At 38.0% G+C, this 25,027-nt stretch carries 20 protein-coding genes; 2 read left to right on the top strand and 18 right to left on the bottom strand.

All coding sequences use genetic code 11. The features are described from left to right. Positions 1-468: 468 nt before the first annotated feature. From WH267_RS18360 to WH267_RS18305, 12 genes are all read right to left on the bottom strand, one after another. Entirely contained in the window at positions 469-1,986 is a 1,518-nt protein-coding gene (locus WH267_RS18360) for a TSUP family transporter (RefSeq protein ID WP_340010129.1), read from the bottom strand. A 5-nt stretch (positions 1,987-1,991) separates the two neighbouring features. Beyond that, the gene (locus tag WH267_RS18355; protein WP_340010127.1) at positions 1,992-4,865 is read right to left on the bottom strand and encodes a TonB-dependent receptor; all 2,874 of its coding nucleotides are present in this window, start codon (positions 4,863-4,865) and stop codon (positions 1,992-1,994) included. Between the two features lie 384 nt (positions 4,866-5,249). Continuing rightward, positions 5,250-6,923: an assimilatory sulfite reductase (NADPH) hemoprotein subunit gene (gene cysI, locus WH267_RS18350; protein ID WP_340010125.1), complete on the bottom strand. Its 1,674-nt coding sequence runs from the start codon at positions 6,921-6,923 to the stop codon at positions 5,250-5,252. 32 nt (positions 6,924-6,955) lie between these two features. Continuing rightward, positions 6,956-8,665: a diflavin oxidoreductase gene (locus tag WH267_RS18345; RefSeq protein WP_340010123.1), complete on the bottom strand. Its 1,710-nt coding sequence runs from the start codon at positions 8,663-8,665 to the stop codon at positions 6,956-6,958. Next, positions 8,655-9,500, bottom strand: coding sequence for a uroporphyrinogen-III C-methyltransferase (cobA, locus tag WH267_RS18340; RefSeq protein WP_115972919.1), 846 nt, complete (start codon positions 9,498-9,500; stop codon positions 8,655-8,657). The genes WH267_RS18345 and cobA overlap by 11 nt, the downstream gene beginning before the upstream one ends. 25 nt (positions 9,501-9,525) lie before the next feature. Then, on the bottom strand, positions 9,526-10,437 hold the full coding sequence (gene cysK / locus WH267_RS18335) for a cysteine synthase A (protein WP_123321677.1): 912 nt from the start codon (positions 10,435-10,437) through the stop codon (positions 9,526-9,528). Between the two features lie 29 nt (positions 10,438-10,466). Next, complete coding sequence (epsC, locus tag WH267_RS18330; protein ID WP_123321678.1) at positions 10,467-11,297, bottom strand: serine O-acetyltransferase EpsC; 831 nt, start codon at positions 11,295-11,297, stop codon at positions 10,467-10,469. A 4-nt stretch (positions 11,298-11,301) separates the two neighbouring features. After that, on the bottom strand, positions 11,302-12,540 hold the full coding sequence (locus tag WH267_RS18325; RefSeq protein WP_340010122.1) for a sulfate adenylyltransferase subunit 1: 1,239 nt from the start codon (positions 12,538-12,540) through the stop codon (positions 11,302-11,304). A gap of 74 nt (positions 12,541-12,614) precedes the next feature. After that, the gene (gene cysD / locus WH267_RS18320; RefSeq protein ID WP_340010121.1) at positions 12,615-13,523 is read right to left on the bottom strand and encodes a sulfate adenylyltransferase subunit CysD; all 909 of its coding nucleotides are present in this window, start codon (positions 13,521-13,523) and stop codon (positions 12,615-12,617) included. Between the two features lie 11 nt (positions 13,524-13,534). After that, positions 13,535-14,248, bottom strand: coding sequence for a phosphoadenylyl-sulfate reductase (locus WH267_RS18315; RefSeq protein ID WP_340010120.1), 714 nt, complete (start codon positions 14,246-14,248; stop codon positions 13,535-13,537). 80 nt (positions 14,249-14,328) lie between these two features. Beyond that, positions 14,329-14,745 carry an RrF2 family transcriptional regulator gene (locus WH267_RS18310; RefSeq protein ID WP_115972914.1) on the bottom strand — a complete coding sequence of 139 codons (417 nt, stop codon included), beginning with the start codon at positions 14,743-14,745 and terminating at the stop codon, positions 14,329-14,331. Positions 14,746-14,837: 92 nt separating this feature from the next. Further along, positions 14,838-15,695: an AraC family transcriptional regulator gene (locus WH267_RS18305; protein WP_123321680.1), complete on the bottom strand. Its 858-nt coding sequence runs from the start codon at positions 15,693-15,695 to the stop codon at positions 14,838-14,840. Between the two features lie 89 nt (positions 15,696-15,784). Here WH267_RS18305 and WH267_RS18300 point away from each other — a divergent pair, with 89 nt between their 5' ends. Continuing rightward, positions 15,785-16,762: a polysaccharide deacetylase family protein gene (locus WH267_RS18300; RefSeq protein WP_340010119.1), complete on the top strand. Its 978-nt coding sequence runs from the start codon at positions 15,785-15,787 to the stop codon at positions 16,760-16,762. A 43-nt stretch (positions 16,763-16,805) separates the two neighbouring features. Continuing rightward, the gene (locus tag WH267_RS18295; protein WP_340010118.1) at positions 16,806-17,192 is read left to right on the top strand and encodes a DoxX family protein; all 387 of its coding nucleotides are present in this window, start codon (positions 16,806-16,808) and stop codon (positions 17,190-17,192) included. 65 nt (positions 17,193-17,257) lie between these two features. On the opposite strand, the gene WH267_RS18290 is transcribed toward WH267_RS18295, so the two are convergent. The 6 genes from WH267_RS18290 to WH267_RS18265 form a co-directional block, all read right to left on the bottom strand. Beyond that, positions 17,258-17,758, bottom strand: coding sequence for a GNAT family N-acetyltransferase (locus tag WH267_RS18290; RefSeq protein WP_340010117.1), 501 nt, complete (start codon positions 17,756-17,758; stop codon positions 17,258-17,260). Positions 17,759-17,942: 184 nt separating this feature from the next. Beyond that, a complete protein-coding gene (locus WH267_RS18285; RefSeq protein ID WP_340010116.1) occupies positions 17,943-20,099 on the bottom strand; it encodes a zinc-dependent metalloprotease in 2,157 nt (718 codons plus the stop codon). A 213-nt stretch (positions 20,100-20,312) separates the two neighbouring features. After that, positions 20,313-21,578 (bottom strand): NAD(P)/FAD-dependent oxidoreductase, encoded by a 1,266-nt coding sequence (locus WH267_RS18280; protein ID WP_340010115.1) that lies wholly within the window; start codon positions 21,576-21,578, stop codon positions 20,313-20,315. A gap of 18 nt (positions 21,579-21,596) precedes the next feature. Then, positions 21,597-22,595 (bottom strand): 4-hydroxyproline epimerase, encoded by a 999-nt coding sequence (locus WH267_RS18275; protein WP_340010114.1) that lies wholly within the window; start codon positions 22,593-22,595, stop codon positions 21,597-21,599. Beyond that, positions 22,592-24,076, bottom strand: a complete 1,485-nt coding sequence (locus tag WH267_RS18270) for an aldehyde dehydrogenase (NADP(+)) (RefSeq protein WP_340010113.1) — start codon at positions 24,074-24,076, stop codon at positions 22,592-22,594. Before WH267_RS18270 ends, WH267_RS18275 begins: the two co-directional genes overlap by 4 nt. Before the next feature lie 16 nt (positions 24,077-24,092). Continuing rightward, positions 24,093-24,998: a dihydrodipicolinate synthase family protein gene (locus WH267_RS18265; RefSeq protein WP_340010112.1), complete on the bottom strand. Its 906-nt coding sequence runs from the start codon at positions 24,996-24,998 to the stop codon at positions 24,093-24,095. Positions 24,999-25,027: the final 29 nt, after the last annotated feature.

Here is a 25,027-nt window from a genome sequence, read left to right as displayed (position 1 = left end):
ATGGAAGCTGGAGGCTGGAAGTTACTATCCAACTTACTACCTCTGAAAGTATCCTAAACAAATAATGACAGAAAGAATAAACAAGACTATCATTGCATTTCGGGCTTTAAAAACTTCCCTCTTCCGGCTTCAGACTTCCTGACTTTAAAGAATGGCTTGGAGATAGAAGCTGGAGGCTGGAAGTTACTATCCAACTTACTACCTCTGAAAGTATCTCAAACAAATAATTGCAGAAAGAATAAATAAGACTATCATTGCATTTCGGGCTTTAAGAACTTCCCTCTTTCGGCTTCAGACTTCCTGACTTTAAAGAATGGGTTGGAGATGGAAGCTGGAGGCTGGAAGTTACTATCCAACTTACTACCTCTGAAAGTATCCTAAACAAATAATGACAGAAAGAATAAACAAGACTATCATTGCATTTCGGGCTTTAAAAACTTCCCTCTTCCATCTTCAGGCTTCCCTCTTTTAAAGAAACGTTTTGACAATTGTTACCAGACTCATCAGGATAACGACTACTCCTACCACGGCAAACATCTTCTTTGTAGGAAGTCTGGACGTAAGCATGGCGGAAAACGGAGCGGTAAAAACACCACCCAACAGAAGTCCCAACACAATATTCCAGTGATGAATCCCAATAGTGAAGATAAAAGTGATGGCACTCGTAACTGTCAATAAAAATTTAGCAACCGTTGAACTTCCCACCACATAACGGGGAATTCTTCCTTCCTTAATTAATGTTCCGGTGACTAAAGGTCCCCAGCCGCCACCTGCAAAGGAATCAATGAAGCCTCCCACTAATCCTAATACTCTGAGATTGGTTCTTCTTTTGGCTTTAACACGATTCTTATTTTTGTCTTTAAAGGCATTTCTCAAAATATTTGATCCTAAATACAAGGTGTAGCAGGCAATGATCGGCTTAACGATATGGGCATAATGTTCTCCATAATGAGATAAAGTTAATGCACCGATGATAGATCCCACTATAGCTAAAGGAAATAACACCCAAACCATTTTTTTATTGACATTTCCCAATTTGTAATGGCTGAATCCTCCGGCTGCGGTTGTAAAAGACTCTGCTGAATGAATACTTGCGCTTACAACAGGTGGCGGAACGTTCAATAGCAGTAATATGGTGGTACAGATAACACCATATCCCATTCCCATTGATCCGGCAACAATTTCAGCCATAAAACCGGCAAACAGCATCCAGTAAAAGATATGACCATCTTTGCTGAGAAACGTCTGAATGTCATCAGAAAGATCAAACTGATAGACCACAAGACCAAAGATTCCGAAAAGAAGCATAACCCCTATGATCGCCAGATAGATATTGGCCTTTCTCTGGGCAATTTTAGTAATGCTGATGAGCTTTTCAATTTCCAGATCAGGTTTTGAAGGAGATAACTTTCCATCAGACAGATATTGGGTGGTAATCTTGTTCAGTTCAGTGACTTTATGGTTAAAATCTCCTTTTAATTGATTACGGATATTCTGCATATTATCAAGAACAAGATCCATTTCGTCAGGAATGGTTTCTGTGAATGTCTCTCTGAGCCTTTTGGCGATGGTGGGAGATTTTCCATTGGTTGAAATTGCGATTTTAAGGTTTCCTTTTTTTACAATAGAACCTAAATAGAAATCACATAGATCCGGTTTGTCTGCAATATTAACCAATACATTTTTCTGATGGGCATCTTTACGGATCTGCGCTGCTAATTCAATATCATTAACGGCAATAATCGCCAGATCAGTATCATTAAAATCATCATTGGTATAAGCCCTTTCGTATAATTTTATATTGGAAAATTTATTCTGTAAGGCTCTGACTTCAGGGGAGATTTCCTTTGCTACTAATCTTATAGAGGTTTCAGGAGAATTACCTAATACTGACTCCAGTTTTTCCAGGGCAATTTTTCCGCCACCAATGATAAGTAACGATAAGGTTTCAAGTTTTAAAAAAACGGGATATAAAGAATTGCTCATCTTGATTACAGTTTTAAGTCATACGTAAAAGCGAGATAATATAAACCTCCGATTTCAGGGCCTGCTGCATATTGGAAGTAACGTCTGTTCAGTAAATTCGTTGCTCCAATTTTTACATTGGCATGAATTTCAGGAATCTTCCATGTAGCCTGGGCATCGATGGTATAGTAAGCGGGAATTTTTCCTGAAGCTAAAGGACTTTCCCAGTCAAAACCAGTCTGCCATCTTGCTACAAGCGTAAATCCGATATTTCTGATAATCTCTCTGTTTCCCACACTTACATTCACCATCCATTTGGGGGTATTGAATGCTGTAATAAACAGGTCCGAAGTATTATTGGAAGCCAGGTCGTTATAAGATACATTGGCATTCACATTGTAATTTTTAATCACATTATACCGGATTCCAAAGGAGGTTCCATAGCTTTTGTAAGTACTGTTGCTATTGGTGTATACTCTGTATCGGTCCTGTTTGCTTCTGTCAAGCATCGCCAAAACGGCTGCATTGCTTCCTACCTGGCTGCTTTTAGGAACGGCTACTTCTACCTGTCCAAGGAATCCTTCATAAATATTATAGTAAAAATCCCAGTCCAGAGCGAGTTTGTTATTAAAGAATACCGATTTATACCCTATTTCAAATGAATTGATCTTTTCCGGTTGTAATTTCTGCAGGTTGGCAACGGCTAAGAGCTGCTGATTATCCTGTGCAGCCTGGCTTTGACTTTTTCCGCCATCCACATTGGCATTTACAGCAGAAGTAAACCTATCTATAGAAGCCAGAGTATAAGAGTTTTCCAGATAACCTAAACCATCATTCACCTTTGAAAGCCCGCCTACTCTTCTTACATTTCCGTTATTCACGAAAGAAAGAGCTTCAAATAAGGATGGAAAACGGTATCCGTTTTGAAAGGAGGCTCTGAAATTATGCTGTTTAACAGGAGAGTACACAATGCTTATTCTCGGATTTAGTTTCGCTTCAAATTCAGGGTTTCTGTCAATGCGGAGTGCAGCATTAATTTTTAATTTATCATCAAAGAAAAGCTTGGTAATTTGTGCGAAGGCTCCATATTTCTGATAGACAACATCCTTACCGAAAGTTCCATTGGATAAAGGGATATTTCTTTCCGTAACAGCTCTGTCGAAATCTACAAAGTTGTTTCCATCAGGCGTTATGCTGTACAAACGGTAATCAATTCCTGCAAGAAGGTTGAAAATCTTTACAAATCTGCTGAAATCATAGGTTAATTCACCCTGGTAAAATCTGGATTTCTGTTCCAGTTTGGCTCCCCCTGTTGCAGGGGCTCCTGCAATTCCTGCATTGGCAGAATCCCAGTTGTTAATTCCGATGATGGTATTTTTTAACTGATCAAAGGCTGCTGTTCTGGGAGTGACTCTATTTTTATCAGCCTCACGACGGGCAAGAATAAGAGCTTCATTTAAGTTGGTTCCTGCATTGAGATTATTTTGAAGAGCAGTCTGGAAGATACTTTTCCAATTGTTATTAGACAGATTCGTAAGATCAAGGTTATCAGCCAAAGGTTTCAGGTTATAAGAATCCCCCGTATTTTCTATGGATACATAGGCTCTGAATGTAAGTTCTTTTCCGGTAAGTTCTACTTTGTGGTTCTGAACGGTAGCATTTTGTAAACGGATTTTGTTTCCTCTTTGAAAAGTTCCGTCAAGCAATCCGTAACGATACACGTAAGATGCTTTCCACTGATCTCCAAAACGGTAATATAATCCGGCATCAAATTTTATATTTTTTACCTCCGGGCTTACAAGATCTTTTTCCAGATACCCTGTTCTGGAAACATTAAATGTGGTGGGTTTTCCATTATAATCTACTTTTACTGCTACTCTGTTGTTTCTTTCATCACCGTATTTGTTCCAAAGGTCTTCTGCCGGATTATTGGGTAAAGAAAAATTAGGATTGGCTGTAATCAGTGAATTAGGGTTCTGATCGGTTTGATTGTTTGAAATCCAGTCTGTTCCGGTAAAATAAGAAGCATTCACTTTAACGGCAAAGTTTTTATGGAATACTTTGGCCAATCTTATGGCACTTTCCCCCAGAGAACTTATTTTGTGATTGAAATTATCTACATGATTCACTCCGCCACGAAAATACACACTTACTCCTTCAGAGGTAAACGGATCCTTTGTTTGTAAACTGGCCAGCCCATTGATGGCATTCATTCCGTACAATGCGGAAGCGGCTCCAGGAGTGACTTCCATGGATTGTATATCCAATTCTGTAGGACCAATTGCATTTCCCAGCGGAACTCCTAATGTTGCAGACTGTACATCTACTCCATCTACCAGCTGCATAAATCTGAAGTTATTGGGAGAATTGAATCCTCTGGAATTAGGAATTTTCAACGTAAGGCTGGAGGTTAAAAGCTGGAGACCTTTTACATTTTCCAGGGTTTCATAAAAAGATGCTGCCGGACTTTCGCGGATTGTTTTAATATCAATCTTTTCAATCGCGATTGGAGATCTTAGTATCTTTTCCGGAATACGGGATGCTGAAATTACTACATCATCAATAATGGTATTCTGAGGATTGAGCCCGATGGTAAGTTTGTTGGAAAGCGAAAGAATCTCTACGGTCTGACTTGAAAAACCATCTTTATTGATTGTCAGCCGGAAAGGAATGGTTACCCTTGTTCTTATTTTAAAATTTCCTAGTTGATCGGTTGATGCGGTATCCTGCGTATTTTCAACCTGTACTTTTACAGCATCAATTCCTTTCTGGGTCCCAGTATTTCTGATGATTCCGCTTAATTCTATAAGCTGCTGTGCTTCTGCCAGGTTGCAGAATAAAAATGTAAATACTATAACTCCTGTTTTAGGCAGAAAATATCCCTGTCTTTTGTTTTTCATTGTTCTTCTATTTTAGATGGATAAGAATGGAGCTGTTTGAATTTTTTATTTTTAACCACAAAAGGCACAAAAGTTTTGATACTTAAATTGTTTTTAAGGTAAAAGGCTTTGCGTATAAAAACTACATAAACCAAAATTGATAATAGTATTAAGATGATCTTAGTTTTAAGTGGTGCTTATCTTTGATTTATCTTAAAATCTTAACTTCTCTTAATGGTTATTTAAATGGTAGTTTTAGGCCTTCTGTGGTTTCAATAGCATTTAAAACAGTCTGTATATATTGTTATTATTGAAAATCAACAACACATACACATTCGTTCACCTAGAAGAAATGGTTGAATTTTTTTTAGTTTTTTCTGATCATAAAAAAGGCTAGTCATATTTTCAGTTTAAGGTTTGTAAGTAACGGTATGAAAAGTCACCAAATGTTTCTTCTGTATGTTTTTCATTTACATAGATTCTGAAAAGTTCATCCAGAGTGGTTAGAATTTCTTCTTCTGCAATATTTTCTCTGTATTTTGTATTCAGACGCATTCCCAATCGATCACCGCCGATATGAAGGTTGTATTTCCCATAAGCAGTCCCTACAAATCCGATTTCAGCATTGGGAGAACGTCCACATCCGTTAGGGCATCCGGTCATTCTGATGGTAATATCATCTTCTAAAAGGCCATGTTTTTCAAGAATAGGTTCTATTTTGGTAACCAGAGATGGCAAATAACGCTGTGCTTCTGCTAAAGCCAGTGAACAGGTATTTAAGGCAACGCATGCTACAGAATTTTTACGCAGGGCACTCGCTTTTTCAGTAGCTTCTGAAATTCCGTACTCTTGTAAAAGGCTTTCTATTTTTGCTTTATCTTCTTCCTGAATATCGGCAATAATCAGGTTTTGGTTACAGGTAAATCTGAAGTTGACATTAGCTGTTTGAGCGACTTTTAATAATCCGGATTTTAAAGGATAATCTTCAATGTCAAGAACTCTCCCGTGTTCTACGAAAACGGTATAAAACCATTTTCCTTCATGATTTTGCGTCCAGCCATAGCGGTCTTTTCTTTGTTCAAACTTAAATGCTCTGGCAGGTTCAAAACTGAATCCGGTTCTTTTTTCTACCTCTGCTCTGTACTGATCGATGCCAAGCTTATCAATAGTATATTTTAACCTTGAAAGCTTTCTGTCACTTCTGTTTCCGAAATCACGCTGTACGGTAATAATTTCATATACTGTTTGTAAAGCTTTTTCTTCAGAGTCTACAAATCCCAGTACAGAAGCTAGTCTTGCATAAGTGGCTTCATTCCCATGCGTTGCTCCTAATCCGCCACCTGCTGCGATATTATATCCTACGATCTCGTTGTTTTCAATAATAGCAATCAAGGCAATATCATTGATGAATACATCTACATCATTATTGGGAGGAACGGCAATTCCGATCTTTAGTTTTCTGGGAAGGTATCTGTCCTGATATAATGGATCTTCTTCTGTTTTTCTGTCTACAATTAATTCATCATCAATCCAGATATCATAATAGGATTTTGTTTTCGGAAGACACATTTCACTGATTTTGCCTGCCAGTTCATACGTCTGTTGATGCAATGGAGACTCTGATGGGTTAGCTGTACAGGTTACATTTCTGTTTACGTCACCACAAGCTGCAATAGAATCAAGATGATTCAGATTAAAACTCTGAATGGTTGGTCTTAAGTGAGATTTTAAAATACCGTGCAACTGAAGGGTCTGGCGGGTAGTTATTTTGATGGTTCCCGTAGAATGGTCACTGGCAATATCATTCACTCCGATCCATTGATCTGAAGTTAAAAATCCGCCAGGCAGCCTTAGTCTTATCATGTAAGAATACAGCCATTCCAGTTTTTTGGAAACCCGTTCTTCCCTTCTGTCTCTGTCATCCTGCTGGTACATTCCATGGAACTTGATTAAGGTTTGATCATCTTCTCTTATAGCTCCGGTAAAATCATCTGCAAGGCTTTCGTTTAGTGTTCCTCTGAGTCCGTTGCTTTGGGTTTTAATTCTTTCTACAGGGGAAAGATTGTCTTTATGGCTCATAATTGTTTTCTTTTAAGGGTGTAGGTACTTTTTTAATAAACATCTTTAGCATATCGGCCATTGAGTTCCATCTCCTCCAGATAGTGAACGGCCTCTTCCTGACTGCGTTTTCCCTGATGCTGAATAATATTGAGCAGGGTATTTTCTACATCACGGCTCATAGGTTCTTTGGTTCCGCATACATAGACTGAGGCTCCGTTTTCAAGCCAATAAAAGACTTCCTGCGCTTTTTGTTCCAGTTTGTGCTGAACATATACTTTTTCTGCGGTATCTCTTGAAAAAGCAAGATCCAGATGGGTTAAGCTTCCTGTTTTAAGAAAATCCTGAAGCTCGGCCTGATAAATGAAGTCTGATACAAAACTCCTGTCACCAAAGAAAAGCCAGTTCTTCCCTTCTGCTCCAGTAGCATCACGTTCCCAAAGGAATGATCTGAAAGGCGCAATTCCTGTTCCCGGCCCAATCATAATAACATCTTTATCCGGTTCCGGTAATCTGAAATGTCCGGCATCCTGAATATAGAATTCAACCTCTCCGCCTTCACTGAATTCGCTGAGATAACCGCTGCACAGACCGTTATGTTTCTGGTGGTCAATAAAGAATTCCGATCTGGCAACGGTAATATGGATCTCATTTTCGCCATGCGCTTCCGGAGAAGACGATATGGAATACAGACGTGGTGCCTGAGCCGTCAGAATCTGGATTACTTCTTCAAATTCTTCTGCATTTTTCACCGGATAAATCCTTAGTAAATCCAGAAGGCTTAAACGGACTTCCGGAATAGAATGTCCCGTAATTTTGGCATATTGAGCCACTACGGATTTAAGCAAATAGCTAATATTAAGATGCTTGTATAAAAGCTCTTCTACACGATCTGTAACTTTTGTTGTTTCGATCTTTTTTTTAGGATCAATTCCTGTTACAGCAATAATTTCATCCACTACAGATTTTGAATTGAAAGGAATAATTCCCAAAGCAGCACCAGGCCGATAGCTTAAAGCTTCTTCTGTTTCTATTTCAATATGATAGGTTTCCTTTTCAGAAGTAATATCATTCAGATTAATTATGGCAGATACTTTCCCGAGATATTTTTTTCTTCCTGTTGAAGCTTTCTGAACGGGTGTATTTATAACACTGCTGGCAGAAGTTTTGTTCACCGCTTCAAAAACATGTTCAATCCAGTTTTGGGCATCCTGCTCGTAATCGATATCACATTTTTTTAATGGAATGATGCGCTGTGCTCCAAGAATTTCAAATCGGGAATCTACATCCTCACCTGTTTTGCAGAACAATGGGTAGCTGGTATCTCCTAATGCCAGAACTCCGAATTTCAGAGCGCTAAGATTGATCTCATTCTCATAAATATAATCATAGAATTTCTTGGCTAATACTGGCGGATCTCCTTCTCCCTGCGTACTGATGACCACAAAGAAGAACTCTTCTTTTGAAAGATCTTTGGGCTTGTATTGGGAAAGATCAGCTAATTTAACCTGAACCCCTTTCTTTTTTATGATTCCTGCAAGGGTTGTTGCCAACTTCTTACTGTTTCCGGTTTCTGTACCATAAGCCAGCGTGATCTTCTTTACTGTATTTTGTTCCGGAAAGGTTACCTGTAAAGGAGGCTGTACCCCAGTAAGAGGTGCTCCTGCTAATCCTGCTAGGTATCCGCTTGCCCAGATGGATTCATCTCTTGAAAAATCACTGGAGATCTGTTTAAGAATATTTAATTTAGTTTCAGACAGCATATTCGAAGAAATTTTGAGTTTTTGGGACTAAGCTTCCGTTTTCAACCGATTTAAAATAAAGACCTTCCTGTTCTGCATTTTCCAGCCAGGAGAATTCTTCATGAAGATTTACCACCTTTCCAATCACTACCAATGATGGTGAGGCAAATGATTTATCTCCCAATGTTTCACTAAAGTTCTCAAAGGTGGAAGTATACACTTTTTGATAAGGCGTAGTAGCCTGTTCTATCACAGCGATCTTTTTTTCGTGTGAAACATTCAGTTCAATGAATTTATCAACAAGGCTGGTAAGATTGCCTTTAGACATATAGAACACAAGAGTATCCTGAGTACCGGCAAGGTCTTTCCAATATTCGTCTGTAAGAATTTCAGACTTATAATAGGTCAGAAAACGAACAGATGTTGAATATCCTCTTGCCGTTAAAGGCATTCCTGCATAGGCCGCAGCTCCTAAAGCAGCTGTAATTCCGGGAATAATCTCAAATGGGATATGATGTTCCTTCAAGGCTTGTAATTCATCCAGAATATTGGAGAAAATGGAAACATCTCCGCCTTTAAGCCTTACTACTGTTTTGTTCTGTAAAGCATAGTCTACCATTAAAGTATTGATAAGTGATTGAGGGGTAGACGCATTTTTGCTGCATTCCTTACCTACATAGATAAGCTCTGTATCTTTATTAAGGTAAGTTTCTAAAATTTCAGGACTTACCAGACGGTCGGCAAGAACAACGTCTGCCTTAGCAATGGCTTTTACGGCTTTTACTGTGATCAAATCAGGGTTGCCAGGCCCTGCACCGATAAGGTAAACCTTAGGTGATTTTATTGTTGTATTCATTGAAATCGGTATTAGTTAAAGGATTTTAGAAGAGTCCTTCAATGGAAAGATACCTTTCTCCGGTATCGTAATTGATGGTAAGAATTTTAGCTCCAGTTTGTATTTCCGGTAATTGTTTTGCAATAGCAGCTAAAGCAGCTCCTGTAGAAATTCCCACAAAAAGTCCTTCTTTTTTAGCAGCATTAATGGCATATTCATACGCTTCATCCTTACCTACTGTAATAACTCCGTCTAAAAGGGTAATATCCAGAATAGATGGTACAAATCCGGCTCCTAAACCTTGTAAAGGATGTGGTGCAGGGCTTCCACCGCTTAGTACAGGAGATAATTCCGGTTCTACTGCAATGACTTTAAGGTTAGGATAATGTTGTTTTAATGCCTGAGCAATCCCTGTGATATGTCCACCGGTTCCTACTCCTGTAATTACATAATCCAGACCATCTGGGAAGTCTTTTAAAATTTCCTGAGCGGTAGTTTCTACATGTACTTTTACGTTGGCAGGATTATCAAACTGTCTAGGGATCCATGAATTTGGGGTTTCTTCTGCTAATTCGTTAGCTTTTTCGATGGCCCCTTTCATTCCTTTTTCTCTTGGAGTAAGCACAAATTCAGCACCATAGGCTTCCATAATCTTACGGCGTTCTATACTCATACTGTCCGGCATTACCAGAATCAGTTTATATCCTTTTACAGCAGCCACCAATGCTAATCCTATTCCTGTGTTTCCACTGGTAGGCTCTATGATAACGCTGTCTTTATTCAATAATCCTTTAGCTTCTGCATCTTCAATCATTGCCAGAGCAATTCTGTCTTTAATGCTTCCACCGGGGTTGCTTTTTTCTAGTTTGATCCAGATTTCATGATCTGAATTGAATAAGTTATTGATCTTTACGACTGGTGTATTTCCAATGGTTTCTAGTGTGTTCTGAAATTTCATATCAATACAATTTTTTGTTTTTTCTGTTTTTATATTACAAAGGTTAATGATTCCGGTAAGGGGTTGTTATCCTTTATTCTTATTTCGCTTTTGTTATAGACCAGAGAATTGGGTGGGACATTTTGAGTAATCCATACATTTCCTCCGATAATGCTTTCTCTGCCTATGGTTGTATTTCCGCCCAAAATGGTTGCACCCGAATAAATAATGACATGATCTTCAATATTGGGATGCCTTTTCTGGTTGGCTTTTTCTTTGGAGACATTCAACGCTCCCAGGGTTACTCCCTGATATATTTTGACATGATTGCCAATAGTGGTTGTCTCTCCAATGACAATTCCGGTTCCGTGATCGATGAAAAAATATTCTCCGATTACTGCTCCTGGATGAATATCAATTCCTGTTTTGCTGTGTGCATATTCTGAAATAACACGGGGTAAAACCGGTATTTCCTGATTCCATAGCTGATGCGAAATCCTGTATACATATGTTGCAAAATATCCGGGATAGGCAAGATAAATTTCTTCTAAAGAATCTGCTGCCGGATCAAATTCCAGGATGGATTGCGCATCCTGAACGAGATGATTATAGATTTGTGGCAAGGCCTCAAAAAAAGCATTCACCTGTACTTCGGTAAGGTCTTCATCTTTTGTTACTGTATTAATCAGGATGAAAAGATGTGCACTCAGCTTTGTAAAATCTTGTTTCAGATGATCGGGAGTATTGATTGGCTGTGGAAGAAACAATACTTTATACAATTCTGTTACAAAAACCTTTACTCTGGCTCTGTCAAAGAATCCATGGGTTTTATTCTGTTTGCTCTGATGAATTCTTTCAATGAAATGATTGGTAACTGACATTTTCTTATTGAATTATGCAGGCTGCAACCGTGGAATTAGAAGTTTCATCTACCAAAATTGCAGAACCTGTTCTTTTGTTATTGATAAAACTATCATAGACCAAAGGCTGTGCCGTTCGGATGGTTACTTTTACCACTTCATTCAGTTTGATGTCGCCTTCAGCTTTTTCCTGGGTAAGGGTATTCACATCAATCTTATAATCAATCTCTTTGACAACAGCTCTCACCAGTTTACTGTTTTGCTGAAGCAGGTATTTATTACCGGGTTGTAATGATTTTTGGTCAAGCCAGCATAACAAAACTTCAAGGTCTTTTTCAACGACTGGAAGTTGTTCTTCCGTTGCAAAAAGATCTCCTCTGCTGATGTCCACATCATCGGTTACATGAATGACAGCTGGTTGTCCTTCAAAGGCTTCTTCTTTTTCAATTCCGTTGATCTCAATCTTAGCAATTTCCGTTGTAATTCCAGCCGGAAGAATATGGATTTTATCTCCTTTCTTGAATTTTCCACTTAAAATCTGCCCGGCATATCCTCTGTAATCATGCAATTCCTCAGTCTGAGGACGAATGACATACTGAACCTGAAAACGGCTTCCGGTATTTAATTCTTCATTCAGGGTTACCTGTTCCAGATATTCTAAAAGTGAAGGCCCCTGATACCAATCTGTTTGAGTAGATTCTGAAACAATGTTATCTCCTTTCAATGCTGAAATCGGGAAATAGCTTACCTCATTTAATCCAAGGCTTTCTGCAATTTTAGCATAATCTGCTTTGATGGTTTCAAATACTTTCTGTGAATAATCTACCATATCCATTTTATTAATGGCTACAGCTACTTTCTTCAGTTTTAATAATGAAGCAATGATAGAATGTCTTCTTGTCTGTTCAATTACTCCCTGGCGGGCATCAATCAGAATCACCATCAGATCAGAGTTGGAAGCTCCGGTAATCATATTCCTTGTATATTGTACATGACCGGGAGCATCAGCAATGATAAATTTTCTCTTTGAGGTCGAAAAATATCTGTATGCAACATCGATGGTTATCCCCTGCTCCCTTTCAGCACGTAAGCCGTCTGTAAGAAGAGCAAGGTCTACCCCGTCATCATTTTTATTTTTAGAATGTTTTTCCAGTACTTCTAATTGATCCTGTAAAATACTTTTACTATCGTATAGCAGTCTTCCGATAAGGGTACTTTTACCGTCATCTACACTTCCTGCTGTTATAAATCTTAATATATCCATCTGTTTTTGTTTATGAGTAATGGTGAGTGATATAAGTAAAAGGGATTACTTATGACCCATTGCTGATTACTTATTTAAAAATAGCCTCCTTTTTTACGGTCTTCCATTGCTGCTTCCGTCACACGGTCATCAATTCTGGTTTCACCACGTTCAGAGATTCTTGTGGCGACAATTTCTTCAATCACAGCATCAATTGATGTTGCTTTAGATTCTACTGCTGCAGTACAAGTCATGTCTCCTACGGTACGGTATCTTATCTTTTTTGTGGTGATGATATCGCTGGTTTCAAGAGATGCATGGTGAGAATTGGCAATCCATTGTCCGTTAAGATCCACCACTTCTCTGTCGTGCGAGAAGTAAATGGAAGGAAGTTCGATTTTTTCTCTTCGGATATAATTCCAGATGTCAAGCTCCGTCCAGTTGCTGATCGGGAATACTCTTACATTTTCTCCTTTATGAATTTTTCCGTTGAAGATGCTCCATAATTCAGGACGCTGTAATTTTGGATCCCATTGTCCGAATTCATCACGAACCGAGAATATTCTTTCCTTGGCACGGGCTTTTTCTTCATCTCTGCGGGCCCCACCGATACAGGCATCAAATTCAAATTCTTCAATGGTATCCAGTAAAGTAAAGGTCTGCAACCAGTTTCTGCTAGGGAATTTTCCTTTAGGTTCCGTTAAGCTTTTCTTTTTGATAGTATCTTCTACTTTACGAACGACTAAATCAACTTCTAATTGATTGACAAGTTGATCTCTAAAGTTTAATACTTCCGGAAAGTTATGCCCTGTATCTACATGAACAAATTTGAACGGTATTTTTCCGTAACGAAATGCTTTTGATGCTAAATGAGCCAGTACAATACTGTCTTTTCCACCACTGAACAGGAGTGCCGGGCGTTCAAATTGTCCTGCTACTTCCCTTAAAATGTAAATCGATTCAGCTTCCAACTGATCCAGATAATCTAAATGATATATTGACATGTTTTTCTTTTTTATTGATGAATATGCAGACCGCATTCTTTTTTGTTGGCATCTTCCCACCACCAACGGCCTGCTCTGAAATCTTCTCCTTCCCGGATGGCTCTTGTACAGGGTTCACATCCGATGCTTACAAATCCTTTTTTGTGAAGGTAGTTGTAGGGTAACTGATGGTTTTTGACATAATCTGTTACCTCTTCGGTGCTCCAGTGGAGAAGCGGATGAAACTTAATGATCTGATTATCTTCGTCCCATTCTAAGACTGGCATATTCTGTCTGTTTGGGGAATGTTCAGATCTTAAACCCGTAACCCATACTTTATATCCTTTCAAAGCAGATTTCAAAGGATGAACTTTTCTGATGGTACAGCATGCTTTCCTTTGATCAACAGACTGATAAAATGAGTTGGGTCCGTTTTCTGATACAAATTTTTTCAGTTCCTCAGTATCCGGGTAATAGGCCTTGATCTCTTTTTTGAAGAAAGCTTTTGTAGAAGCCCAGGTTTCGTAAGTCTGTTCAAAAAGCCTTCCTGTATCCAGTGTGAAAATATCAACATTCAGATTTTTCACTAAGTGAGTGATGACCTGGTCTTCATAGCTGAAGCTGGTTGAGAATACTACTCCATCCGGAAATCTTTCTGTCAGCAATTGTAAAAGATCCTGCTGGGCAGATTGCCCTAAGGCTTCTTCCTTCAATTTTTCAAATTTATATTTCAGACTGTTTTCCATTTCCATTCCAATTTGTTGATGCAAATATATATAAAATTCTATAACTCCTATCAGAATAGTAGAATTTAAATGAAAAAAAATTATTTTTTATTGATAAACTTGGTCAGAGTGGCCTCCATCATGCTATTTCTGGTTTTTTCACGAACGATGATTAATTCATTTCTAAGGTAACATTCTGCTTCATCTACACAATCATCACATGCTTCGTAGAAGTTTAAAGATACACAAGGCGTCAAAGCAATAGGTCCGTCAAAAATACGGTAGATATCCGCTAAAGATACATCATCAGGAGATTTTAGCAGGTAATATCCTCCTACTTTCCCTTGCTTGCTGTTCACAAGTTTGGCTCTTTTAAGTTCAAGAAGGATCTGTTCCAGAAATTTTTTGGGAATGTTCTCATCCTGTGCAATAATAGAAGTGGGCAGATAGCCTTGATTGTAATTTCTTGCTAATCTGACCATTGCTTTCAGTGCGTATTTGCAACGTTTGGACATCATAATCTACGCAAGTTATAACAAATTATCTGATTATCGAAATGTTTAGTAATTCCGGAAATATTTTCATTTTCAGAATTGAATATCAATAGGAATTATAATCCGGCTTTATTCCCTTTTTTAAAGGCAGACGGAGACATATTTTTATAGTTTTTAAATATTTTATTGAAATGACTAAGGTCGTTAAAACCAAGCTTATCCGCAATTTCATTGATGTTATAATTACTTTGATGCAAGAGTTTTTCAGCAGTTTTTATTTTATACTGAATAATATGCTGCTGGATGGAAAAACCAGTCTGTTTTTTGATATAGATACTGATATAATTAGGGGAAAGCAGAAATTCTTTGGCCAGGTTTTCTATTTTCATTTTATCCGCATCCAGAAAATTGACATTGATGTAGTATAATATCCTGTCGATTCTGTTTAGGTTTTTGGAAACCCATTTTTGATTGGTAATGTTACCCATTGTGTTTCTTATCAGAATAGTGAAAATTCCTGAAAAGAGATCTGCTGTAACTTCTCTATGATATAAACTTTTATGGCTGAATTCATGCAGAAGAATCCGGGAAAGCTGAAGAAGATGTTCCCTGTCTGTCTTATTTTTAATGAAGGATTCATACACAAAAGACCGGTCTTCCATCAGGAGCTGGATAATTTTTTTAAGCTCATTTTTCTTATTCATCAGGAGGTTTTCCCAAATATACTCTTCCGTAAATTTTATATAGATGAACCTGGTTTTATTCTGAATGGTAAATTCATGCGCATCACTGGGTCTGAGAAGAAAAATATCTCCTTTTTGATATGGGAAGGTAACCCCGTTGAGATGATGTGAGCCTTTTCCACTCTCAATAATAATCAACTCATAGAAGTTATGATTATGGTATTCAATATCCCAGATTTCTTTTTCGATTCTGAAAATGTTAAAGGAATTGAAGTTGACAATTCTTTTCATGAATAATGGATTTTTACAAATTTAAGATTAATTTTTACAATAATAAAGAATGGATTAATAGGCAATTTTGCAGTGTAAATACATGCAAAATGAAATATATAAGACAATCAATAGCAGTACTTGTTGCAACAGTATTTTTAGTACCCGGTTTTAAGGCAAATGACCGTGATGGAAAAGGAAATCACGAAGAAAAAAAACTTATTACAAAGAAACACTGGCCTAATGGAGCGCAACTGGTGATTTCCGTATCCATGCAGTTTGAAACGGGTGGTCAGCCTGAAGGAGCAGAAAGTCCTTTCAGTAATACTCCACTTCCCAAAGGTCAGCCGGATCTTCCTGCAGAAAGCTGGTACCGTTATGGAAGAAATGAAGGAATTTACCGCATGCTGGATCTCTGGAAAAAATATGATATCAAAGTAACTTCCCATGTTGTGGGAACAGCTGCGGAGAAATATCCTGAAATAGCAAAAGCGATTGCAGAAGGCGGACATGAGATTGCAGCTCACGGAATTTCCTGGGATAATCAGTGGAATAGAAGTTATGATGAAGAATTACAGTTTATAAAGCAAGGTGTAGATGCAGTTGCGAAAATTACAGGTCAAAAAGCTGTAGGTTACAATTGCAACTGGCTGAGAAGAAGCCCCAATACTCTGAAAGTATTGCAAGAGCTAGGATTTCTTTATCATATTGATGATCTCAGTCATGATGAACCTTTCATCACCAAGGTAAAAGGTAAAAACTTTGTAGTTATTCCTTATACGCTTCGTAACAATGATATTGTGAATATCGAAGGAAAACACTGGAGTCCGGATCAGTTTCTTGCTCAGCTTAAATTTGAATTTGACAGACTGTATGAGGAAGGAGGAACCAAAAGAAGAATGATGAGTATCAGTTTCCATGACAGAATTGGCGGAACTCCTGCAATGATGCATGCTATGGAAGAATTTATTAAATACACTAAAGAAAAACAGGGTGTGGTCTTTATGAGAAAAGATGATATCGCTAAAATGGTAATGAACGATCCGGATACTCCGGTTGATAATAGTGAAGCGAAATTTAATAATTAACAAACTGTTTATCAGGTTGAAATAATAATTTAAACATACTTTTATGAATAAAAACACTGCTTATCTTTTCCTTCGTTTATCGATGGGAATCAATTTTTTAGGACATGGATTGGTGAGATTAACCAAGCTTCAGGATTTTGCTGACGGCATGGCAAAAGGTTTTGAAAAAAGCTGGCTTCCTCAGTTATTTGTACAAACATTCAGTACAGCTCTTCCGTTTTTGGAGTTTAGCATCGGATTGCTTCTTATCTTAGGTTTTAAAACGAGGATTGCTGTAATGGCAGGAGCTTCACTGATCATTTTACTGCTATTCGGCAGTAGTACGGTTGAAAATTGGGAAGCTATGGGAATTCAAATGATCTACGCCGGATTGTTTTATATCCTGATTTCCAGAATGGATGACAATTATCTTTGTGTGGATAGAAAATAGTATTAGTAAATATTTAAGCATGCTGAGAGGACAAAAAATGTTTACTCTCAGCATGCTTTATTAGTCTATCCTTCTCCTTTTGAATATAAAAAATAAGCCAGTTCCCGGTTTTCTTCTACCAGATTTTCAATTCTGTTAAACCCAGTTTTGATTAATACTTTTTGTGAACCAATATTATCAAGATCTGTTACGGCAATAATATCTTTCTTTTCGTCGGTTGAAAGACAATGGCTGACCAATGCCTTAGATATTTGAGTTCCGATTCCTTTTCCCCAGTAGTTTTCGCCAAGTATATACCCGATTTCTATCTGGCTGGAATTATGATGGAAATTTCTGGCGAGACAGATTCCAACAAAATCATCATTCTGAGCATTAAATATTCCCCATCTGCTGAACGGCCCTTCTTTATAATCTGATAATGCTTTTTCAAACATTTCTTTAAATTCTTCAGGAGATTTGTAAGGCAGATAGCGGGTAACATTTTCATTTTTAAACAGGTCTAGGAATAAATTGAGTTCCTGCGGAGTGAATTCCCGGATAATGATGGTATCATTTTTATAGTACATAAGAATAATTTTCGTTTGAAATTGATGAATAAAATTACGTAAATAAACTCATAATTGCCGATAAAACCTGATAATATTCGTCATAAAACAAAAATGGACTTAAAAAATTAAGTCCATTTTTTATTCAACAAGTGAATAGCTAAAATATCAATACTAAATTATTTCATTAAATGTATGTTTTATCCTATTTTTTAATGAATTTTTGAGAAGATTTCCCTAAAGAAGTTTCAATATCAATTAAATAAGTTCCGCCTAGGAAGTGTTTAACATCAACCTTATCCCCAATAACTTTAGCATTCATTTTTCTTCCGGACATGTCGTAAACAGAAATTGATTTAATTTCTCCTTTTGTTTTAATATTCAATACATCAGAAACTGGATTTGGATAGATGGATGTTTCTGAGTTTGTTGTATCAACGTCTGAAGTGGATAATGATGATAATGGTAATGCACAAGGCGTTGTAATACTGCCATATGGTTGTGTATTATATGCAAACTCAGTTACAGAATAACCTGAACCATTGGCCCCAACATTCAGTTTGAAATAGCCGTTAATATTGTAGCCTTCGAATTGGTTTCTAAAACCAACATAAGCTGTTTGCCCAGACCAGGTAGTGTATGTAGGGGTGTACACGTCAAGCTGTCCGGGAGTACCGGTTGGATAACCTATATTATTTGCATTACTTATAGTGGTGCAAGACGGAATTAAACTAATATTTCTTGTCCCTACCCCACATACTAATCCTTTCCAATAGGTTTCCAATTTTAATTGATTTGCTCCATAGTACCAAGCGCCATACCCTGCATCATCACTAAGCTCCGGGTTAATGATAAAATATTTCCAAGGTGCTCCGGAGTTGGTTGTTACTGTTGTTGGTGTTGGATTGGCATAACTTTCCAGAGGAGTTCCTGTAACTATTTTATAGGGATCTTTGTAAGAAAAAGTTAATGCCAAAGATGTAGTTGATCCTAATGAAGTTACGCCTCCTGTTATAGCCGGATTTAGAAACGTAATTGATGAATTCAGGACCTGACTTTTAAGATGGCTGGTTGCCGCACCATTTATGGTAAGTGTAGCAGTAGTAGGGCTTGTAACTGCTATAGTTGCTGTTTGTCCTGCGGGTAATGAAGAGGTGAAATGTGTTCCTGCAGTAAGAGTAGTTCCATTTGGTATGGCAAATGTTGCTCCGTTTAGCGTAATCGTTGATTTAGGGGCAGATGCTACTGTTCCATCTAATGACACAACTCCATTATTATTTAAGTTCTCTGTAAAGGTACTGTTGCTAAGCGTTAATTTAGGCGGAGTATTGGCAACTCCGGTTGCAGCTAAATTAGCAGGCTGCCATAAATTTATTCTTGACGGGTGATTTAATGCGGCTAACATTCTGTTAACCTGTCCATTGGTAAACATTTTATAACAACCAGCGGAACCGTTGTATCCCATATAGTTTTCAACGTTCACTTTTTGTCCAAGACAATTGTTTCCAGTTGTACACCCTAATCCGGAAGAATTATTTTCTACAGGGGTGTCGGCAACTCCGTCACCATCATTACTCGGATTCGAAGTCGAACAAAGAACATTGAACGTGTGTTGAAGATTTAACCAATGCCCAAATTCGTGAGTGAATGTATCAGAAAACTCGTTTGAAGCCACAGTTCCTGCAGCATCATATATATAACGGCCATTATAAACAACTCTTGCTGTATTTACTGAAGACATGTATGAATCCGGATACCAGGCAACTCCTGATTGATATAAATCTTTATCAGCATATAGATCATTTTGTATATACACATTCATATACTTTGTATTGTCCCATGCATCTGCTCCAATTTGTGCATCATATCCGCCTCCGTTGCCATATCCACTTTTGAAAGGGTGAAATACCACTCCGCTTGTTGCTTTTCCGGTTGGGTCAATTTTAGCTAAGCGGAATTCAATGCTTAATGTACTCCTAATAGGCTGGAAGTAAGGGTCTATAGTGTTTGAATCGGTATTGATTCCATTGAAATTTAAGTTGATTTGTTGCAGCAAGTCAACAACTTTTTGGTAATTTACTTTTACATTACTCTGAGATTCTCCATACACATGAAAAACCACAGGGATGATGTAGTTGGGAGTGTTGACCTTTTTATTCAATGGAGTTTTGTTTGATTCCATTTTTTTTACAAAATCTTTGGTGAATTTTTCAAAATTTTCATATTCAGCCTTAGATTCAGGGTGCCGTTCGAAATGTTTTTTCATCATTTCGTCAGCTTTACACTCATGAGGTCTATTTTCTTGAGCAAAACCTATTATTGGAAATAGGGAAACAAGTAGTAGTAATTTAAATTTTTTCATGATTTTTTGGATTTGTTTGTTAATAAATTATTTGAATAGTCAATTTTGTCCATGCTTTTGTCAACAACTTTACCATCTTCAATGGTTCTGATTCTTTGCTTTCACAGGAATAGCAAAATAAGAACCCGTTAAAAAATGCAATCTTCATAATAGAATGTATTGCAAGAGTTACTGTTTTCATAAATAATAATTTTGTGTGTTATGTGATGTTTTTTAATTAAACCTTTCAGGGTTGAATATCTTTATCTCAACCGTTGGCTTTTGGTCATTCGCAAGTTCTGAAACTGTTTTTCCAAAAATGGGTCCTAAGCTTAGTCCCATCATTCCGCCGCCACCTGCAATAATCAGATTTTTTAGTTTAGAAGATTGTCCCAGATAAGGAAGCCCATCTGGTGCGCAAGGCCTGTATCCGAACCATATTTCCGATTCTTTAGATAATTTAACCTGAAAATCTGGCAAATATTTTGGGATGGATTGGACAATTCCTTCTACTCTTTTCATATTAATTTTATCCTGATGGGAAGCCAGTTCCATAGTTCCTCCAAAACGGATCTGCCCGTTCATAGGGGTTACCGCTACTCTTGCTTCCAATAATAAGGCAGCATGCTCCAGTCTATGGATAGGATTTTCAGAAGTATGCATGAAAGAATAACCTTTTCCGGGCATCAATTGAATTTTTATACCTGCTTTTTGGGCAAGTTCCGGTAGAAACGAACCTCCAGTCATTACAAAACGGTCTGCTGAAAACTTTTTACCATTGGCTATTATTGCTTTTATGGTGTTTCCTGCAATTTCATATCCTGTAACTTTATGCTGTGTGTGGAAAATAGCCCCATTGTTTTTAAGGTAAGAGATCATTTGCTTCATCAGCTTTACCGGATTCATATGGCCATCACATTTGTAATTGATGCCGCCTATAACATCCAGTTGAGTATTAGGTTCGAGCTCCTGAATTCCCTTTTTATCCAGAATATCAACGGGTAATCCTAAACTGATGGCTTTATGAGCAAGCTCTGTTTCCTCTTCTGCTACTTTTTCGGTTTTATACAGCATCAGAATTCCATTTTGATTCAGTTCAAAATCAAATTCTGGGTTTTGGGCAATTTCATTATAAAGACTGCTGCTTTCCAGATTAAGATCTCTGATTGCAGATGCTGAGCGGTCAACATGATTCTGATTGGTATGTTTCAGAAATTTCAGTCCCCAGGATAATAATTGAGTACTGAGTGATGGCTTCACATAAAACGGACTTTTACTGTCAAACATCCATCGAATGCCCTGTGCAACAACTCCGGGAGCGGCCAAAGGGGTAAAGTGGCTGGGTACAATCATTCCTGCATTGCCGTAAGAGCAATTGTTGCTGAGATCATTCTGTTCAAGGATCTCTACCTGCCAGCCTTTCTGTAAAAGATAATAGGCTGAGCTTAATCCTGCTATTCCTGCACCTATGATAAGTGCTTTGCCTTTATTCTGTGTCATAAAAATTCGTTACAAACTTTACATTACCTGAAATCCCAACCAATACGGGTCTTCATCATCAATAATAATCTGATTATAGCCTGTAATTCTAGCCCAACCTTCCACTGAAGGAACAATAGCAGGTTTGCCATCAACGGTAGCAGTTCCTTCAATTCTGCCGATAAACTGGGAACCAATATAGCTTTCATGGATAAACTCTTCCCCTTCTTTTAACTTTCCTTTTGCATACCATTGAGCCATTCTTGCGGATGTACCTGTTCCGCAAGGAGAACGGTCCAGAGCATTTTCACCTACTAATACTGCATTTCGTCCACTGGCTTTTGGATCTGTAGGATTTCCAGTCCATTGAATATGGCTTAATCCAGAAATATGTTCATTTTCAGGGTGAATGAATTGATATTTTTCATTGAGTAATTTTCTGATGATTTTCCCATAGTGAATAAGCCGGCTAGCTGTAAAATCAGAAATATCTCTGAAATTTTCCTGTGGGTCAATGATGGCATAAAAGTTTCCTCCATAAGCAACATCAGCTTTTATGAGCCCAAGATCAGGGCATTCCACTTCAAGATTTTCAGCGTAAAGAAAAGATTTTACATTGGTCAGCTTTACCGATTTTACTTTTTTTCCTTCCTGTACATAATCTATGAGAATAAGCCCTGCTGGTGTTTCCAAGCGTAGTTTTCCCGGGATTTTAGGAACAACCAGTCCTTCTTCTATGGCAATGGTAACCGTTCCAATAGTTCCATGTCCGCACATAGGAAGGCAGCCGCTGGTTTCAATGTATAAGACTCCAATATCATTCTCTTCATCAATAGGCGGATAAAGGATACTTCCGCTCATCATATCATGGCCGCGGGGTTCAAACATTAAACCTTTTCGGATCCAGTCATATTCTTTCATGAAGTGAAGCCTGCGCTCCATCATGGAGTTTCCTTTTAAGATCGGTCCACCGCCTGAAACAAGGCGTACCGGACAGCCACAGGCATGGGAGTCTATACAAAAAAATGTTCTGTTCATACGGTTTCTAATTTTAATGATCCTGAATTAACTTCTCCATCTACAATTCTGCTGATTTGTAAAGGGTTTTCATTCCTTAGTTCTTCCGGCAAGAATTCATCCGGCCAGTTCTGAAAAGAAATTGGGCGAACAAATCGTTTTACAGCATCTGGTCCTACGGAAGTAAAGCGCGCATCTGTGGTAGATGGGAAAGGTCCTCCATGCTGCATAGCATACACAACTTCTACTCCGGTAGGCATCCCGTTGAATAACAGTCTTCCACATTTATCTTTCAAAAGGTGAATCAGTTCAGAATTCTCCCGAATATCATCCGAAGTGGCAGCTACAGTAATCGTTAACTGTCCTTTTAGTTTTTTAGCGATTTGTATAAGCTCTTCTTTGTTTTCACAAGTGACAATGATACCAAATGGACCGAAAACTTCTTCACTCAGTACAGGATTATTGATGAAACTTTGAGCATTGGTTTGTATAACAGCAGCACTTCCTTTTCCTTCTTCGGTTGCTGTGGTAGCGATTACTTCAATATCAGGTTGGGCTATTGCATTTGCTTTATGATGTTCAAAGTTTTCATATATTCCTTTATGAAGCATATTGGCAGGTGCAATACCTGTAATTTCATTTTTTACAGCAGAGATAAATCGATCCAGAGACTCTCCTTTAACAGCAATAAATACTCCCGGGTTGGTACAAAACTGCCCTACTCCTAATGTTAAAGAACTAACATATTCTTTAGCTAAAGTTTCTGCTTTATTTTCAATCAGGTTTTTAAGTGCAAATACAGGGTTGATGCTTCCCATTTCAGCAAATACGGGAATAGGGTTTTCACGGCGATTGGCAATATCAAACAAAGCTTTTCCGCCTGTAAATGAACCGGTAAATGCTACTGCCTGAATATCCTGATGTTGAGTTAAATAAGATCCGATTTCATAGGAAGTTCCTGTGATATGACTAAAGATACCTTCAGGCCAGCCAAATTCTTTTATGGTATTTGATATAGCATCAGCCATCATTTTAGAGGTTTGAGGATGAGCCGGATGAGCTTTTACAATAACGGGACAGCCTGCTCCTATTGCACTTGCCGTATCACCTCCTGCTGTGGAAAAAGCAAACGGGAAATTACTGGCTCCGAAAACAACTACGGGGCCTAACCCTATATTGTACTTTCTAAGGTCTCCTTTCTGCTTCTCGGGCTGAGCGAGATCAATTCTTGGTTCAGTGTATATTCCTGAAGCTACTTCTTTTGCATAACTTCTCCATTGTCCTGCTGTTCTGGTTTTTTCACCTGTAAGTCTTGCCAGGGGCAATGAAGTCTCAGTATGAGCGGTGGTTAAAAGTTCTTCTCCTAAAGCCTCAATCCGATCAGCAACAGCATTCATCAATGCAGCTCTTTCTTTTATCGTTGTATTCTTCAGGAATTGGTACGCTTCGGAAGCCATCTGAATTCTTAACTCAATATTTTCTTTTGATGTTTCTTCAATCATAGCTTTTGTTTTGGAATTAGTCTAATGTTGGACGGTTGGTTCTACCCTCTTCAATAATCTTATGGATTCTTTCAGCTTCTTCGCCCTGAATTTCAAGACGCGGAGCTCTTACATAGGGATTACTGATTCCTTCAGCGGTGGCTGCCAGTTTAATGTATTGGATAAGTTTAGGATGAATATCCAGTTCCAATAATGGCATAAACCATCTGTAAATGGTTACTGCTTTATCATACTGACCTGCTTTAACATGGTTATACATGGCCATTGTTTCATTAGGAAAAGCATCTACAAGTCCTGCTACCAATCCATCGGCACCAAGTAGTAAGGTTTCAAGGCAAATGGTATCTACTCCGCCAAGAATTTTGATTCTGTTTCCGAAACGGTTAATCATTCTGGTTACATTCGCCAGATCTCTTGTGGATTCTTTAACAGCTTGAATGGTTGGATATTTTATAAGCTCATCAAACATCTCAAGCGTTACATAAATTCCGTAATCTACCGGGTTATTATAGATAAGAATCGGAAGGTCCGTAGCAGTGGCAACGGCTTTGAAATATTCTACCACTTCACGACTGTCTGCTTTGTAACGCATTGGAGGAAGTAACATTAATCCGTCAGCTCCTAGTTCTTTTGCTTTTTGAGCAAATTTTATAGCATTTTTGGTTGTATTTTCAGAAAGGTTAAGGATAATGGGAATTCTGCCTGCTGTAATCTTTTTAGCATATTGAAGAAGTTCAAATTTTTCTTCGGTTTCCAGCGTACTGGCTTCCCCTAATGTTCCGGCAAGGATAATTCCGTGAACTCCGGCTTTAATCTGGGCTTCTGTATTGACTGCAAACATTTCAAAATCAATCTTTCCCTCTTTTGTAAAAGGAGTTAATACAGCAGGATAAATCCCTTCCCAGTTTAGTTTTGTACTCATATCAAATAATATTTATTCAAAACTAAGTG

It is taken from the genome of Chryseobacterium sp. MYb328 (assembly GCF_037572595.1).
In the GTDB taxonomy this organism is placed as follows: domain Bacteria; phylum Bacteroidota; class Bacteroidia; order Flavobacteriales; family Weeksellaceae; genus Chryseobacterium; species Chryseobacterium pennae.
Note: the sequence above shows the minus strand (reverse complement) of the source record. Positions and strands in the feature narration are given on the sequence as shown.

What these genes read in the sequence shown, in the direction of transcription:
- WH267_RS18275 (WP_340010114.1), bottom strand. Translation starts at nt 22,595, where the DNA reads ATGAACAGAACATTTTTTTGTATAGACTCCCATGCCTGTGGCTGTCCG.
- cysI (WP_340010125.1), bottom strand. Translation starts at nt 6,923, where the DNA reads ATGAGCCATAAAGACAATCTTTCCCCTGTAGAAAGAATTAAAACCCAA.
- WH267_RS18345 (WP_340010123.1), bottom strand. Translation starts at nt 8,665, where the DNA reads ATGCTGTCTGAAACTAAATTAAATATTCTTAAACAGATCTCCAGTGAT.
- WH267_RS18285 (WP_340010116.1), bottom strand. Translation starts at nt 20,099, where the DNA reads ATGAAAAAATTTAAATTACTACTACTTGTTTCCCTATTTCCAATAATA.
- WH267_RS18325 (WP_340010122.1), bottom strand. Translation starts at nt 12,540, where the DNA reads ATGGATATATTAAGATTTATAACAGCAGGAAGTGTAGATGACGGTAAA.
- WH267_RS18360 (WP_340010129.1), bottom strand. Translation starts at nt 1,986, where the DNA reads ATGAGCAATTCTTTATATCCCGTTTTTTTAAAACTTGAAACCTTATCG.
- cysD (WP_340010121.1), bottom strand. Translation starts at nt 13,523, where the DNA reads ATGTCAATATATCATTTAGATTATCTGGATCAGTTGGAAGCTGAATCG.
- WH267_RS18315 (WP_340010120.1), bottom strand. Translation starts at nt 14,248, where the DNA reads ATGGAAAACAGTCTGAAATATAAATTTGAAAAATTGAAGGAAGAAGCC.
- cysK (WP_123321677.1), bottom strand. Translation starts at nt 10,437, where the DNA reads ATGAAATTTCAGAACACACTAGAAACCATTGGAAATACACCAGTCGTA.
- WH267_RS18280 (WP_340010115.1), bottom strand. Translation starts at nt 21,578, where the DNA reads ATGACACAGAATAAAGGCAAAGCACTTATCATAGGTGCAGGAATAGCA.
- WH267_RS18305 (WP_123321680.1), bottom strand. Translation starts at nt 15,695, where the DNA reads ATGAAAAGAATTGTCAACTTCAATTCCTTTAACATTTTCAGAATCGAA.
- epsC (WP_123321678.1), bottom strand. Translation starts at nt 11,297, where the DNA reads ATGTCAGTTACCAATCATTTCATTGAAAGAATTCATCAGAGCAAACAG.
- WH267_RS18270 (WP_340010113.1), bottom strand. Translation starts at nt 24,076, where the DNA reads ATGATTGAAGAAACATCAAAAGAAAATATTGAGTTAAGAATTCAGATG.
- WH267_RS18295 (WP_340010118.1), top strand. Translation starts at nt 16,806, where the DNA reads ATGAATAAAAACACTGCTTATCTTTTCCTTCGTTTATCGATGGGAATC.
- WH267_RS18355 (WP_340010127.1), bottom strand. Translation starts at nt 4,865, where the DNA reads ATGAAAAACAAAAGACAGGGATATTTTCTGCCTAAAACAGGAGTTATA.
- WH267_RS18310 (WP_115972914.1), bottom strand. Translation starts at nt 14,745, where the DNA reads ATGATGTCCAAACGTTGCAAATACGCACTGAAAGCAATGGTCAGATTA.
- WH267_RS18300 (WP_340010119.1), top strand. Translation starts at nt 15,785, where the DNA reads ATGAAATATATAAGACAATCAATAGCAGTACTTGTTGCAACAGTATTT.
- WH267_RS18265 (WP_340010112.1), bottom strand. Translation starts at nt 24,998, where the DNA reads ATGAGTACAAAACTAAACTGGGAAGGGATTTATCCTGCTGTATTAACT.
- WH267_RS18290 (WP_340010117.1), bottom strand. Translation starts at nt 17,758, where the DNA reads ATGTACTATAAAAATGATACCATCATTATCCGGGAATTCACTCCGCAG.
- cobA (WP_115972919.1), bottom strand. Translation starts at nt 9,500, where the DNA reads ATGAATACAACAATAAAATCACCTAAGGTTTACCTTATCGGTGCAGGG.